This is a genomic window from Anaerobiospirillum sp. NML120511, assembly GCF_023050955.1.
Lineage (GTDB): Bacteria > Pseudomonadota > Gammaproteobacteria > Enterobacterales > Succinivibrionaceae > Anaerobiospirillum.
Genome location: NZ_JALKIK010000065.1, coordinates 1 through 16,372 on the forward strand (window position 1 = coordinate 1; position 16,372 = coordinate 16,372).

The window sequence follows — 16,372 nt, forward strand, 5'->3', positions numbered from 1 at the left end:
CGTTTACAAGAAGCTACTGGTGTTTCATTTTTAACACCCATATAAGTCTCCTGCTTGTTAATAAACATGCAGAAATCTTAAAGAAATCAGGTCCAGCATCACACCCCACATAAATTTAGTACGTACGGCAAACTGTCATTGGGAAAGGTAGTCAGCTACTGATGATGGGGAGCTGACGGGGTTATTCCTTATCAACTGTAAACATGGAAAAGGGGATGGCTCATTCATGGGCCATCCCCTTTGTGAACTTTCGGCTTTGTTGTCACAATTGCGCAGGGTTTTGATTCATGCGTCAGATATGGCTGCAGCACAGCCTGCGCAGGCAATACTCCTGCTCATGGAGCAATGCATTTTGTTATTGGTAAAAGCCCACCAGGATTAGCTGTTATAAGGGGCATTACGTGATGAAGTCTACTGGCCGCTCATCTGAAGACGCAGCTGGCTGGCATCGTTATCAAGCTGGGCACGGGTAGCATTGTCGATCTGCAGGGCTGCTGCCAGATCATTGAGGTAACGCATCTCCATGTTGTTGTCAGCTACAATTGCAGCAGCGGAGAGGCGGTAAATGTCCAGAGCCTGATCGCGGTTTCTGACCTTGGAGGCAAGCTCGCGTGGGTCCAGAGGCTTGCTCAGGAACTCACGAATCATGTTATTGGTGTCTCCTCCCATCTGACGGGCAGCGGTCATGATCATTTCCTGCTCCTGGGCGTCGATATGGCCGTCGGCGCGGGCAGCGAAGATCATGGCCTCGATAATCAGACGACCTCCTTCATTGGCGAGCATCTGCATTTCCTGCTGGGAGTTTTGAGAGTTGAAGTCAGCAAAAGGATCGTTTCCAGCAGGGGCACCGTAACCTCCGTTACCGGCCGGGGCTCCATAACCACCGTTTCCTGCTGGGGCACCGTAACCACCGGCAGAGCCATAGCCGCCTGCAGAAGCACCATAGCCTCCGGCCGGGGCCTGTCCCTGGCCTGAGCTCCTGCCATTGCTCCAGTTCTGATACATCTTATAGGCAAGGGCAGCCAGAGCTGCAGAACCGCCCACTACGGCAACATTCTTGGCAGTGCGCTTTACGTTCTTGGAACCGCCAAATACAGCGCCAAGCAGACCGCCGACACCGGCAGCGCCTAACATGCCTGCCTTGGAATCCATGCCTTTAGGCATATTTGGAATGTTCTTGCCTAGAGCACTGGCTCCGTCCTTGAGCTTGTTAAACAGGTCGCTCATGTTGCCCCCTATTGATAAAGTGTTGATTGCTGCATAATTATTGCCCCTACATGCTTAGCTGTGACTTAGCATTTGTCCCTTTGCCCTGATACAGATGACGATCTGCACAATTTTACCAATGTTAATATGCGTCTGACCGTGTTTGCATGTGCTGCTTACAGTTTACAGTCAGCGGTTCATGACTTCCTGAAACAACAGCGCCCTGAAGCCGTTTTCCTCCGGTTTCAGGGCGCTGTGTTCATTTTCCGGTCGATGCCGGAAGGACTGCGTAGGCAGGGTGCAGACTAGATGGTCTGGTTAAAGAGCTCCTTGAGCTCTACTGCTGCAACCTGTTCATCGTCGCCTTCGACGGTGACCTTTACTTCCCAGCCGCAGCGGATGCCCAGACCCATGAGGGCAAAGATACCGCCCTTGAGGTCGGCGGTCTTGCCGTGAGCCTCAATGGTAATCTTGCTCTGGTAGCCCTTGGCGGCCTTGATGAGAACGCCAGCTGGACGGGCATGTATGCCATCACGATCTTTGATGGTGTAGATGAATTCTTGCATCTGAATAAAGTCCTGAAGTTATTGAGCCCTCGGAGGTGCACTGTTGCACCTGGGCTGCAGGTAACGGCCACCAGCCTGTCTGAAACATAGTCTCGCATAAACAATTATGAGCTGGCCGGGGCAGACATTTGGATATTGTACAATCAAAAGAGCGCAAAAACTAAAAATAGCCTTGCTATTAATCACTTTGCATACAATTAGCCCCGAAACAATGGCTGTATAAGGCCAGTGATGTTGCCATGTCCGGATGACTTAAGTGACTTGCGGAGACACTTGAGGAGGCACGCGCTGTCAGAATGAGCCAGCGACTTGAAAGAAAAGGAACATTTGTATTGCTGCCTGTTTGCAGTGCAACAGGTGGCTTTGGCATGCAACCACATTCTTGTCAGGGGGCTGGCTGTTTGTCCATGATGTCGGATGCCTGCAGTGGCGGCTGAACGCCTGGGCAAGAAGCTGATGCCTGCAGGGGCGGCTGGACGCCTGGGCATGACGCTTATGCCTGCAGGGGCGGCTGGACTACTGGGCATGGCGCCTATGCCTGCATAGGCAGCGCGTCCTGCACATGGGCAGGGGGACATGGTCCTTAAGGAGATGCAATGACCATCAAGAGCATGCTGGTTAACCACAGCGAAGAAAAAGAAAAGGAGCTGCATCCAGGTGAGGTAAAAGAGATAGATCTTAATGAAATCTTTACCGTAGGACAGCCAGGTTCTTTTATATTTGCAATGTCCTCTGACTCAATGAAGGAAGCTGGTATATGCAAGGGAGATTATGTGGTGGTCAGGCGAGACCTCATTCCCGACAGTGGACAGCTGGTGGTTATAAGAAGCAGGGGACGCTTTGCCATACGGTATTTCTGCTATCCACATGAGTATGAGCATAAGGAAAACCAGGACAGGGTTGTGCCTTACGGACCCATGGGACAAGCTGAGTTTGAGGTATTTGGAGTAGTGGCTACCGTGTTTCGCAAGATGCGGCGTGATTAGTTCCGTTAACGCCAGGGAAAGGCTGTAATACAGGTGTGATTGTGGCACCTGGTTTAAAGTATTAAGCATGGGGAATCATAGCCGGTCTTCATGGCTGAGCAGCAATGATTATGGATATCATGAGGGATGCACCAGCATGGCGGTCTGCGGCCAGGTCCGTAACGCAACTGGTGCGCTTATGACCTCGGTCGCCAGGTATGTTATTGGGTGTGATTTTATAAACCGAGATGATGACAAAGCCGCCCTGAGTGAGTATAGATGCAGGAATTTTGTGACATGGCATCCTGGTCAAACAAGCACGGATATGATGTGTCCGTGCATTATGGCCTGCATCTCATGGAAAAATGCATATCTATATTTTCTGAAAAACGTGATGCAAGTGGTGTATGATCGGATAAGATTATGGGAAAATTTAATTTATGTCTGTGGTAACATGGCGCCTTTTGCAACTGGCCTGTCCATGAGGCTTGTAGAGATGGCAGGGCAGAAGATACATACGGTTCTGTTTTCTTTGCATTGTCATTATTGTTACCTATATAATTCAGCTAATTAACTAATGACGTTATCGAGCACGCATCTTTGCTCAGCTGAATGTTCACATGCTTGGATTTTGCACGTATACCTTGCAAATCTGCTCTGTGGAAACGCTACAGACTGTTTATGTGTTCAGGCTCTCCAGTTATATCGAGCTCAACTCGATTGACTCCTGTGCGCTCAAATCCGGAGAGGACAATAATAAGGATACATTTACTTTTGTAACCTGTGTGTTAACTCACCCATCAGGTGATACGCATACTTAATACTTTTAGAAAGCGTACTCAGTTTATGGCAGACGGGGGTGAGCAGTCCCGAGGGGACAACTTACCTGCTGTTGTCCATGCATACAGGACCGCTTCCTGAGAGTTAATTAAAAAGCATAAGGCAGTTCTATTTATCTTTCTGTTATCTCATCTGTCAGATTTAATATGTCGGATGCTCTGAGCATGCCAGAGACCTTATACGATTTTACAAGGGCATTCTTTCTTATCCTGTCTGTTTTTATTTACGGGCCTGCAAATATACGTATACGTATACGTATACGTATACGGATGCGTTATTGAAACTAAACAGTCCCAACAGATTCGCAAGATGGCCAACTTTATGCAGAAAGAAATCATACAGGATTATAATAATGCGTAATTGTTGTAATTTTTTGTTCCCACGTCCCGTGCAGGCGTAATGGAAAGGCTGTTTAATGGCAGCTCTATGCGGAGCCGGTGAAGAAATACATATGACACGACCTTTTTAAATGTGTCATAAAGGTAATTCTTTGCCCCATTTAGTAAGAACATCAGAATTCTTCAGGCAAAACCTGCATCTGTGCATTGAAGTTGCGGGACAGCCTGTTTTTGTTTTTCAGTTATGTAACCCTTTTCCCGCTTCAATATTGAATGCAGGAGGTGTCCGGTTGTGCCGGACAGGAGTTAAGAGTTTTTTAGTGCAGCTTTGAGGTAGTACCTCAAACTTATCTGTTTGGCTGTTGGAGCCTGTGCTTCAGCTTATATTTTAGGAGCTTCTATGTTTAAGCAGCTTAGCATCAAGGGAAAGATGCTATCAGGATTCGGATTCGTGATTCTGGTTGCATTCAGCGTGGCCACTATCGCACTGTATTCCATGGTCAGTTCCTCACGTGTAGGTAATGAGATTCGTAATCTTATTACCAATGACGTGGCTGAAGTGTTCAAAATGCACGTTGCATACAATGATGTTCACTCATGGCTGCACGTGCTGCAGGTGAGCCCAAGCCCAAAGGTTGTTTCTGACGGTCTTGGAAAGGTTCAGGTTCTTGAGGACATGGTAGCAAAGGGTCTTCCACAGAATCACTTTGCCTCTCTGACATCAGAAGTTCTCAATGACCTGAGCAGTCTGGTCCGTTCTATCGAGAACTCCCAGTTCAAGCCTCTGCTTGAGGCCGGAAAATACAAGGAAGCAGATGACGTCTTCCTGAAGGAAGTGCTGCCATGGTCCTCAAAGTCAAACAAGGACCTGTCCAACCTCATTTATTCCTACACCAATGAGGTTACCCAGTATGTAATCCATCTGGACATGACTCATCATATTTACACCACCCTGGCCTTGACCATTGTAGGTACTATCATTGCTCTGTTCTTTGCTTACGTACTGTACAGCTATATCGTTAACAGCACTTTGAACATCCTCAAGTTCTCCAAGCTGGTCGAGCGCGGCGACTTCAATATTCATGTGGAAGAATCTGATATCCATAAGGATGAGATTGGTCGTATTTACAGGTCCTTCAAGGATATTGCTTTTACCTTAAACCGTGCTATTGCCCGTACCATTGCCATTTCTGAGTCCTTAAACACCAACGCTCAGACCCTTAACACCGCTTCTAACGCCGTTATTACCGGCGCTAAGGACACAGAAAGCCGTGCTTTGACCGTAGCTGCAGCCTCTGACGAGATGGTGTCTACCACCTCTGATATAGCCAAGAACTGTCACGATGCCCAGAGTACCTCAGAAAGTGCACGTCTTGAAACCAACAAGGGCGTGGACAAGGTTCGTGCTACTGTAATGAGCATTAAGGAACAGGCTGAAAATACCCGTACCGATGCTGAGAAGGTTATCAAACTTGCTGAGCAGTCCCAGAAGATTGGCTCCATTGTTGGTACCATTGAGGACATCGCCGCTCAGACCAACCTGCTTGCTCTTAACGCTGCCATTGAAGCTGCCCGTGCCGGTGAGGCCGGTCGCGGCTTCGCCGTGGTAGCTGACGAAGTTCGTGCCCTTGCCAGCCGTACCGCATCTTCAACCAAGGAAATCTCTGCCATGGTTGCAGGCGTTCAGGCTGACTCTGAAGCTGCAACCAGTTCCATGAATGCATCTGTTGAGCAGATGAACCTGGTTGCTGAGGAAGCCTCCGAGCTCGAGCAGACTCTTTCCCGCATTCGTGACGCTGTTAACAACGTTAACGATCAGATTATCCAGATTGCATCTGCCGCAGAAGAGCAGATTAATGCTACCTCAGAAATCTCCAACAACATGCAGGGTATTTCCGAAATGGCTCAGCAGTCTGTAGATGTAGCCGGCAACGCAAGCAATGTTGCTACCTACTGTACCAACCTTATTGACGGCCTGCTTGATGAGCTGGATTTCTTCACTCTTGATGAATCTCAGCTGCGCAAGGAGGATCTGACTTTCAAGCGAATCGACACCCACGATATCGACCGCAAGGTCAACGATGCTGCCAGAGCTGCACAGGCATCAGCCGCAGCTGGTAACGCCGTCCCGGATGGTTCACAGCGCTAACAGATCACTAAAAAACTTTGTCTGATCTGAACATGTTTCAGTCAGGCAAGCCAAACACACAAAAGGGGTACTCCTCAGGAGTACCCCTTTTTTTAGCAACCACTTAATCTCACCCCCTCTGCCTGCCCGCCATCCTGTGGCGCTGCAGACTGCAAGCCCATCAACACAGCACATCCCATAGGCCCATACCAGCTAAGCCCTTACCATAACCGCCAGCAAATACCTGCCCGTATCACCACCTCCGCCCAGCAAAACCTCATGGCGTTTTGTTTGAGTATGCACTGTCATTACCATGCCTGTACTCAGACTGAGGATTCAGCCATGTTAACAGTCATAGACGATCATTCTTCCGTATCAGTTTTCAAAACGCTTTCAGAGCCAGATAAAAAGACTTATAGCTAATCCTGCCTGATGTTGTGCAATGGCCTTGTCTTCAAACTCGTATCCCAATATGCTGGTTCAGCTACTAATATTTGCTCCAACGTTCCGCCCCGCCGTGGATGATTGGATTTGCCTTTGTGCCAGCGGCTGGCTTTTGCTCCCAGGATTGACATGTGTTTCCTGGACTTTCATTTATCTGTAAGGCAATGGTGCAGTAATCTGTCATCAGTTAGTTGATTGTGACTTTTGTATTAGCTTCACTGAGTTTCCTGAGAAGAGTTTGAGTCTGATTAAGGTTAGACCATGTGCTCACCTTCATAGTGCTTCTGGACAAAATATGTGAAATTTAAGCACAATCATCTTTTATTAGCATGTTTCATCAGTTATAGTTGCAAAGGCCTCGTGTATACATCTTCAGTGCTGAACATACAGTATTATGCAGGCATCTATGTAATACACTGACATGATGCATTGACAACAATATATTAGCAGACTTAACTCCTGGTCCTGTTAATGTTTTAGGTACATTAGATATTTGGCCCGGCTGTTGCTTAGGATCCTTTCATAAGCTGTTATATCGTTATCCAGGGATTTATAGGCTGGTATGAAGAGGTATCGAATCAGTGTCTTTAAATTTCTGTCCAGGCCATATGCTCAGGCCGTTTACAGGAATTTTTTTCGCATTATTCGGTATTTGTTTGTTCTTGAGATATTATGCGCCAGTCGCATTATGGCCGCAGTGCCAAATTTAAGGCATCATGCATGGCCAGCGCTTTTCAGTACACTACTGACTGTTTTCTGATTCAGTCTAAAATGTAAATCTTTGCTCTTATCAGTTGAAATTAGAAGCTGCCAGAAGGCAGCGTTCTGTACATAAACTCTGGCAGTTATATATAGATATATAAATGCATTTGCACTGTACAGATGCAGTAGCTATATCAGGACAGTGCACATCAGATTACTTTGTTGATCTGTAGCATCTTATTAAGCACAGGCTGTGCATTAATCTGAGCTGATCCCGATATAAATGGCATATTGGCCAAATTGATATCAGGATCCTGGCATCAACAGGATCACATGCCTGATCAGCAGTGCCTTAGCTGTAAACAGGTTGCACTCACTGACCTGTCCGGCTCAATTGAGATCTGTGCAAAATGAGTACGGCAGTTCACCTTGGGGCTGATGCACCTTGAAAACCGCTGTTCTTTACCAGCTGCTGTTTTCACTTAACTGTCTGTTTAAAACAGGGGCTGCTCAGATGAGTCTCATAGAGATGCATATGAGGTTTACAGCAGTGTGAGCCTTATTATGAGCTCGTCAAAATGCATGCCAGTTGCGAAAATTTTGCACATTTGGAATGCAATTTTTGGGGAATGCTCATAGAACTGTTATGCAACAGACACAATCGCTTGCCTGACAGGTGATTTGTCCTATAGCATGTAACCTTGCCTGAACGTGTAGATTGCACGGTCTGGTACCGCAAATGTCATGTGGCACGCATTTGCATTATCAGGGTTTAATACCTGTCATTTTGTTTCAGCAGCTCTATGCATGAGCCCTAAACACGCATGGTACCGGGAAGCTGCAAGTAGTTTTCAGACAGACGGAGCCACCAGCTACTTTGAACATCATGGCTTGCTCCCTGATGCTCTTATGTAAAGGCTGACCATGTTCAGCCGGTACTGAATAACATAATTATTTATAACTGTACGAACTTACAGACGTGTAATATATACTGTGCTATTGCACATATGCACGAAAAATGCACGTGCAGTTAAACCTGATGTTTAGTCCAGCATCAGTAGCCATGAGAGAATCTGGTATGTCTTCACGGCAGATCAGAATGTTCAGTCAATCCACCTGGCAGGATTGAAACTGTTTATGGAGGCAGGCCGCCTCAATCAGGAACAAGGGCAATGAAAGCATGTTGCTTTCCTGAAAGTAATCCTGAACTTTAACCTCTCAGCTGATATTGCATGACCGTCGGGCAAAAGGATTTCTTTACTGCGTATAAAGAAGGAAAGAATCACTGATCTGTAGCTGCTGCGGTCAAACAGCTTCAGATTCAATAAACAGCAACATGTGAATCTGTTTGATTTGCGGTGTTGTACAAGGAGCAGCTGCACCGCCCTGCACTTTTTCAGTCAGCAAGCGGCTGTGTACAAACGTATTTAGGCGTGTTTATAAGAAAGGTCCGGGAGCAGTTTTCAGGCTGACCTGGTGGTTTTGTTTGATGTGGTCCAAAAGTATGAATCTGGCCGCTCAATGAGCTTATACAACGTCTGATCTAACAGCATATTCAGTACATTGAGGGGTATGTAATGGGTTTTCTAAAAAATCTGAGCCTGCGGGGTAAGCTTTACTCCGGATTCGGCTTTGTAATTATGTTGTCAATTGTGATTGCCAGCATGTGTCTGTACTCAATCACAACTACCAATAACTCTGAGAAGAGGCTGCGCAGCATCATCCACAAGGAGATGCAGGGTACCTATCAGGTTTACTTCAATTACAATGCAGTTCACGCATGGCTTCACCGTCTTCAGGTAGCTCCTAACCCTGAGATGATTAAAAAGGGTCTTGACGATGTTCAGAAACTCAAAGACACCTCCAACCGCGTATCCATGCTGATTCAGGAGCAGCTGGCCCGTGAGACCCGTGACAGTATGTTTGCTCTGGTCAAGTCCATTCAGGGCTCCCGTTTTGAAAAACAGCTGCTGTCAGGCGAATACGATGCAGCCCAGGTGTCTTTCCTGTCTGATATCCTGCCTTACTCCTCAAAAGCCAACTCCAACATGGCTTCTCTGGTAGTTTCCTATACCTCATTCCTTGGCGACGCCATTGATGAAATGGACATGACCCATATTCTGTATATCACTGCCGTGGTAACAGTAGTGGGCGTAATTATGGCCATTGTCTTCGCAGCATCCCTGTACCTGTACATTTCCCGTAACACCAGCCTGATTGTTACCATGGCTCATAAGCTTGAGCAGGGTGATTTCCGTCTGGGGATTGATACCAGTGTCATTCATAACGACGAAATCGGCGCCATCTTCCTGTCTTTTGACTCTATTGCCAAGACCCTTAACCGCACTGTAGCCCGTACCATTGCTGTATCAAAGATGCTTGAGGAACAGTCACACTCCCTCAACGAGTCTTCAATGGCTATTAACAAGGGAGCTTCCGAGTCTGAAACCCGTGCACTCACCGTAGCTGCAGCAGCTGATGAGATGGTTTCTACTACCTCTGACATTGCACGTAACTGTCTTAATGCTCAGGAAACCTCTGAAAATACCCGTCAGGACACCTTTGCAGGTATGGAGAAGGTGCGTGTTACAGTATCACGCATTAAGGAGCAGTCAGAATACAACAAGGATGATGCCGTCAAGGTGGTACGTCTTGCTGAGCAGTGCCAGCGCATTGGTTCTATCGTGTCTACCATTGATGATATCGCAGCCCAGACCAATCTTCTGGCTCTTAATGCTGCAATTGAGGCCGCCCGTGCTGGTGAGGCCGGTCGAGGCTTTGCCGTGGTAGCTGACGAAGTTCGAGCTCTTGCCAGCCGCACATCCCAGTCCACCAAGGAAATTTCCGACATGGTGGCTACCATTCAGAGTGATGCCCAGGATGCAACTGACTCAATGCACAGCTCTGTAGAGCAGATGGAGTCCATGGCTGAGGAAGCCAACGAGCTTGAGATGACTCTTAACACCATCGTGGATTCCGTAACCAATGTTAATGAGCAGATTGCTCAGATTGCAGAGGCAGCCTCTCAGCAGACTTCTGCAACTTCAGAGATTTCATGCAATATGCAGGGTATTTCCGAGATGGCTCAGCAGTCAGTCGATGTATCCGGCAACGCTGCCGACGTTTCTGCTTACTGCTACTCTCTCATCCAGTCTCTGTTAAAGGAACTCGAGTTCTTCACACTTGATTCCGATCGTATTGACAGAGCTGATCTGGAGCTTGAGCGTACTCACAGTGCCGATTCAACTGTGGGCTCAACCATCCACTGATAAGTTTTTTATGCGCTTAGGTTATCGCTCCCTGCCTGAACATCACCCCTGAAATTCATGGCACGGATGTCGGAACCAACTATATCTCAGGCCCCGTCAGGGGCCTTTTTTTATCTTTGAAAACTGCACTGCCAGTCTTCAGTCGGCTCAACTTCTTCAAGGCGCCAATCCTGTGCTCTGCTGACGAGGCACACACCTGGTGCTGTCCAGCTGCAGGGATTGTGTGTCATCAGCTGCACTTTGCAGGCAGTATTCAGGGCAGGAAACAGGGGCTTGACTGAGGTTGTATACTTGGATGTGATTTTTGTTGAGGCCTGAGGTCAGGCCTGTGAGGAAATTTGATGAAACTGGCAATTTACGGCTATGACACCATTGTAGGCAAACTGGTACTTGAAGGTCTTGAGGATTCTGCGCTTGCAATCGATGAGTTCTATCCTTTAAGCCCTCTGTCAGCAGAGTATGATGCCGTGCCTCTGCGTGGCAAAAATCATGTCATTTCCTGCGTTGACGAGTTTGAGTTCTCCAAGGCCGACGTGGCTCTGTTTCTGACTACCAGAGATGAAAGTGAGCGCCTCATTCCTCAGGCTCAGGCCGCCGGCTGCATTGTGGTCGATAACAGTCATCTGTTTTCCGGTGCTGATGCTGCTCCAGTAGTGCTTGGTGATGTTAACCCTTATGACATTACCAAAGTGATGATTAAGAAACTGGCCAGCGTTCCTCTGGCTACTACAGCCCAGCTGGTCACAACCCTCAACCCTCTGCACGATACCTACGGCATTGGCAATGCTGTTGTAACCGCCATGGTGGCCGTATCAGAGCATGGTGAACTGGGAACTCAGACCCTGGCCCGTGAGACCACACAGTTGCTCAATGGTATGAGCATTGATGTGGCTGATTTCCCGGCTCAGCTGGCCTTTAATATCCATACCCGTATGGGGGAGATTGATTCTGACGGTATTTCCGAGCTGGAAAAGACGGTTCGCAATGAGACTGCATCCCTTATGGAAGACTTTGTCAGCGGTCTTTCCCTTACCTGCATTCAGGTCCCAACCTTCTATGGTCATACCATGAGCATTCATGTCGAGCTTGAAGAGGACTGCAGTTTGGAAGACTTCCGCAAGACCTTAAGCGAATCCCCGGCCATTGCTTTTGAAGATGAGCTTGATGATAAGGTTATGGTAACTCCGGTATCATGTGCCGAGCTGGACAACAGGATTTACATATCTCGTATCCGCAAGCAGGGCCGCTGCTGTTTTGACTTTACCTGTGTCATGGACAACACCAGACATGGTGAAGCCGGCTGTGCCCTGGAACTGCTCAACATGATCCAGAAAGAGCTCAACAAGCGCTGATAACAAGGTTATGCATGCGCAAGGATCACGCTGAGGGGCTGACAGGTTAAGTACCTGCTCCACCTCTACTCCAGAATAAAGGCCTGCCACACGGTAAGGCCTTTATCTTTTCTGGGTGTTAAATTCCTGGCATATTTGAAAGCCGGGAAATACTGTCGACCTGGCGCAAGTGCCGCCTGGATAAAACGCTGTCAGTAAATACAGTTGTGATATTTGAGCGGAAATTTGTGTGTGAACTCTCTGGCTGCGTCCGACTGCGTCCAACTGCGTCCGACTGTGTCCGACTGCCTCTGGCTGAGTCCAACTGCCTCCGGCTGCGTCTGGATGTGCCCGACTGTATCCGACAGCGTCCGACAGGCTGTGCACGTTGATGGTGCACTTAACATGACAACTGTCACAGGTGACATAAAAGCCTGTTTTTTTCCACGGTGGCGAAAACCGTACCCCACTGTGATTGACCAGTATTGTTTTGACTTTGCTCTTCTTTTAACCCCATAGCTACAAAAGGCCTGTATCCGGGGTAAAGTAAGTTAATATTCATCAATTTAAGAATATTGTTTTCGGTAAGAAAAGCGCGCCAATACCGCATTGGAGCGCTTTTTGTGTCTTTGTCTTTCTTGGAATTAAGGCTGTTCACGGATAAAATAAAGCCCTGTTGTTGTCATCGGCAGTTGCTGAAAAATGCCCGCCTTTCGTACCACCTGGTACAGGGGAGAAGGCAGTCAGTTCAGCATCTGCATGCAGCTCAGGAGAGAGTTGTGTTTACAGGGGCTAATGCGTCCCAGACTCCCATAAAAATGGGGAATCACCCGTTTTTAGGACTGTCTGGTACACGTTTACAGGTCCTGACCATGAGCATATTGGGCATATACTCCATTTCTTTTCTGCAGCAGCATTTCTGCCTCATGGCTTTGTGGTCCTGAGGTCTGAACAGAGTTTTGTCGACGGCCTGTCCGTCGGTTTTTATTGTGGCATCAGACACAAGTTGCTGGCATGAGGGTCAGTCTCATCGTCAGGGCAGCTCCAGCGGCACTGTGCCTGAAGGCACAGCTGCCTGTGCCTTTGGGCACAGAGCCCTGAATGCAGCTTTATTATCCTTCCTGCACGTTCACGAAGAGCTTAACGTCGTACACATATGCAGTACGTCTGTGCTTTCTTTTAAGACATCAACAGGTACTGAAGGTCAAGTCTGCTCCCATATTTCAAATCCATACTTCTGTTATAAGGTCTGCAGCTTTGCGCTTGCAGGCTCAGTCATGCATAAGCTTTTTCTGTCTGTCTCCATCACGGATGCGGACAGATATGGCCTTTTGTGCATGGTTATTGCATATAAGACGTATGGTTTGCTTGTCAGTAAATTGGCAGGCCTCATCACTGTGATGAAGATTTGGTGGTATTTATGAGCTTTTACAAGCATTTATCGACATTGGTAATGGCCGGTCTTCTGGCTTTTACATCATATGTTCATGCTGAAGAGGAATTCTCCATCAGCATTACAGGTCCGGATGATATGGAGGCAGCTCCAGCACGTCCGGCTCCACGTCCTGTTGTACGTCCGGCAGCACCGGTACAGCCTCAGCCTGTAGCCCGTGCACCAGCCGCGCCTGCCATGCAGACACCTGCACAGCAGCCAGCTGGCATGAACGTTATTCCTACCACTCCGGCAGAGCAGATCAATGCAGCTGCCCAGGAGATTCGTCCTGCCAACCTGCCGGCCAATTTCCAAGCTCAGCACACCGTTGGTCCACGTGAGACCATATGGTCAATTGCTCATCGCTATTCCGCTCCTCACAACAATGTTAATGAGTTCCAGGCTGTAGCCTCGATCTATCGTAACAACCGTGATGCTTTCGAAGGCGGCAATGTTAACAACATCCGTCGCGGCACCACCATTAACATTCCTGTTGCCCAGGAGATGGCCCTTGAGCAGACTCAGACCGGCTCCGATCTGTTAAGTAACGGTACTACCACCTTACCTCCACTTAACAGGGGCGGCCTCAACGCACAAGGTCAGGGACAGCTGGCTGGCAACACTCCAGCAGGTCCTGTCGGTGCAGTCAATGCCCGTACCCCTATCGGTATGCAGGCTCAGGATTTAACCGGCGCTGCTCCAAGCGCCATGCCTGTATTTACTGCACGCGAGACCATGCTGCGTGATGTAAATCCAAACCTTATTCCAGAGGCTGGTACCCACGATATAGACAAGGAAGTCATTACTGACGAGCAGCTGCAGGCAGAAAACGCCAAGAAGACCGACGAGAAGGTCCCAGAGCTGGCTAAGTCTTCCCTTGATCTCCAGGCTATCGAAAACCTCCTCGACAAGACCGAGCGTAATATCCAGACTGCCCAGAAGGATATTTACCGCCGTCTCGATGACAATATTCAGCGTTCAGCTCAGGTAGCCAAGGACACCGCTACCGTAACTGCCAAGGAAGAGGTAGGCGAACTCATTAACCACTATGAGCAGGTTATCGCAGAACTCCAGCAGTCAAACACTGACCTGAAGTCCTCCTTATCAAAGATCAACAAGCAGGTTGAGCAGATCAGAGGCTTCCAGATGGAGACCGCCGACAGCGTGGCCACTCTGGATCGCCGTATTGAAGATCAGGCCATGCCTATTGGTACTCCTGCAGTTGGCGGTACCAACAACTTTGAAAGCGGCCCAGTAATGTGGGTACTGCTGATTGTTGGTGTACTTGCCCTGTTAATGTCAATCGGTCTGTTTATCTTCAAGTCCCGTATGCGCCGTCAGCGCGCCATGGATAACACCTACGATGATGATGGTGGAGACTTCATGGATGAGGACGATATGGAAATCTCCTCACTGCTGGCATCAGCTCCTGTTGCTGAGATGCATGATGAGCCTCCGCGCAAGAAGCAGGCTCCAGCCAAGCAGGAGGTCGTTGAAGACAGTGGTCATATGGATGACGGCCCAATGGATGACATGGGCATGGAAGACGACTTTGATGGCGGCTATGACGGCGACCTCGACAGCTTTGGCCAAGACGGTCCTTCATCCAAGAAGCCTGGAGAGAATCCAGACTTCCACGATGAGATCGTGATGCCCAGCGCTGCCCCGCTAAATACAGCAGGTAAAGCTGCTGTAGCAGGGGCTGCTGCCGCCGGTGCTGCCATGGGTGCAGCCGCAGTTGCCGCTTCTCATGAAGATGAAGCCCAGGCTGCATGGGACAGTGCAGCCACTAATGCCTCAAGTGCTTTAGACAAGTCTGCAGTTAATGCAGCAAATAACGACTGGGCCAATTCACTCGACCAGAGTGAAGCAGGTGCCAGCCAGGTTGACCTCGGCGGTGATGCCGGTGGCTTCGGTGGAGACGACGGCGGCTTTGGTGGCGCTGGCGGCGATGCCGGTGGCTTCGGCGGCGACGACGGTGGCTTTGGAGATGCCGGTGGTGACGCTGGTGGCTTCGGAGATGCCGGCGGCGATGCTGGTGGTTTCGGCGGTGACGCCGGTGGCTTTGGCGATGCTGGCGGCGATGCCGGTGGCTTTGGTGATGCTTCTGCAGATGCCGGTGGCTTTGGCAGCGACGACGGCGGCTTTGGCGATGCTGGTGGCGATGCCGGTGGCTTCGGCGGTGACGACGGCGGCTTTGGCGATGCTGGTGGCGATGCCGGTGGCTTCGGTGACGACGGCGGCTTTGGCGATGCTTCTGCAGATGCCGGAGGCTTTGGTGATGCCGGCGGCTTTGGCGATGCTGGCGGTGATGCTGGTGGCTTTGGCGATGCCGGTGGTTTCGGCGACGACGGCGGCTTTGGTGACGCTGGCGGTGACGCCGGTGGCTTCGGTGATGCAGGCGGTTTCGGCGATGACGGCGGCTTTGCCGGAGGTGACGACTTCCCAAAAACTGATGCACTAGCCAGTCAAGAGGTCATCAAGGCTAGTGCTGATCACGATGACCAGCGCGATGGCACCCCTGCCATGGCAGATACAGCTGCAGGGGACGCCTTTGCGGTCAACGAGAATAGCGGTACAGAAGGCCTGGGCGACTCCGGTTCTGAAAAGTCCTTATACGATGAGCTCAATGCTCCTGATAAGGCTTCTGGCAGAGACTACGGCGCCGATATGGATGCTCGCGAAAGCTCATCTGATCTCGGTGGTCTGGACTTTGGTGCACTTGCTGACGAACTTGGTCCTGACAGTGGTAATTCTTCAGCCCCAGCTTTAGATATTCCTGAGATCGATCCAACAGTAGACGGATTTGATTCAGGCGCTGGCATGATGGCAGCAGGCGGCGCAGCCGCAGCTGCAACCGCTGACTCCGGTGCAGATACAGGCGACATGGGCTTCGGCTCAAGCGACCTGGGAGCTGACTCCATCGGCGATATGGGATTTGGCGACAGTGATCTGTCAGCCGATTCCGGTGCTGACATGGGCGGCATGGACTTCGGTGGTGACGATCTGTCAGCCGATTCCGGTGCTGACATGGGCGGCATGGACTTCGGTGGTGACGATCTGTCAGCCGATTCCGGCGCTGACATGGGCGGCATGGACTTCGGTGGTGACGATCTGTCAGCCGATTCCGGCGCTGACATGGGCGGCATGG

Annotated in this window: 7 protein-coding genes; 5 read left to right on the forward strand and 2 right to left on the reverse strand. The window is 49.5% G+C overall.

From position 1 onward, the window contains the following. Positions 1 to 411 precede the first annotated feature (411 nt). Both MXE39_RS12085 and MXE39_RS12090 read right to left on the reverse strand, forming a co-directional pair. On the reverse strand, positions 412 to 1,227 hold the full coding sequence (locus MXE39_RS12085) for a DUF533 domain-containing protein (protein WP_246977155.1): 816 nt from the start codon (positions 1,225 to 1,227) through the stop codon (positions 412 to 414). A 284-nt stretch (positions 1,228 to 1,511) separates the two neighbouring features. Next, the gene (locus MXE39_RS12090; RefSeq protein ID WP_246977154.1) at positions 1,512 to 1,772 is read right to left on the reverse strand and encodes an HPr family phosphocarrier protein; all 261 of its coding nucleotides are present in this window, start codon (positions 1,770 to 1,772) and stop codon (positions 1,512 to 1,514) included. Positions 1,773 to 2,368: 596 nt separating this feature from the next. Here MXE39_RS12090 and MXE39_RS12095 point away from each other — a divergent pair. From MXE39_RS12095 to MXE39_RS12115, 5 genes are all read left to right on the forward strand, one after another. Beyond that, on the forward strand, positions 2,369 to 2,758 hold the full coding sequence (locus MXE39_RS12095) for a S24 family peptidase (protein ID WP_246977153.1): 390 nt from the start codon (positions 2,369 to 2,371) through the stop codon (positions 2,756 to 2,758). A gap of 1,557 nt (positions 2,759 to 4,315) precedes the next feature. Next, on the forward strand, positions 4,316 to 6,064 hold the full coding sequence (locus tag MXE39_RS12100) for a methyl-accepting chemotaxis protein (protein WP_246977152.1): 1,749 nt from the start codon (positions 4,316 to 4,318) through the stop codon (positions 6,062 to 6,064). 2,765 nt (positions 6,065 to 8,829) lie between these two features. After that, positions 8,830 to 10,458, forward strand: a complete 1,629-nt coding sequence (locus tag MXE39_RS12105) for a methyl-accepting chemotaxis protein (protein ID WP_246977151.1) — start codon at positions 8,830 to 8,832, stop codon at positions 10,456 to 10,458. Positions 10,459 to 10,799: 341 nt separating this feature from the next. Next, a complete protein-coding gene (locus tag MXE39_RS12110) occupies positions 10,800 to 11,810 on the forward strand; it encodes an Asd/ArgC dimerization domain-containing protein (protein ID WP_246977150.1) in 1,011 nt (336 codons plus the stop codon). Between the two features lie 1,399 nt (positions 11,811 to 13,209). Next, positions 13,210 to 16,372: FimV/HubP family polar landmark protein (locus tag MXE39_RS12115; RefSeq protein WP_281503494.1), on the forward strand; the 3,163-nt coding region annotated here is incomplete at its 3' end.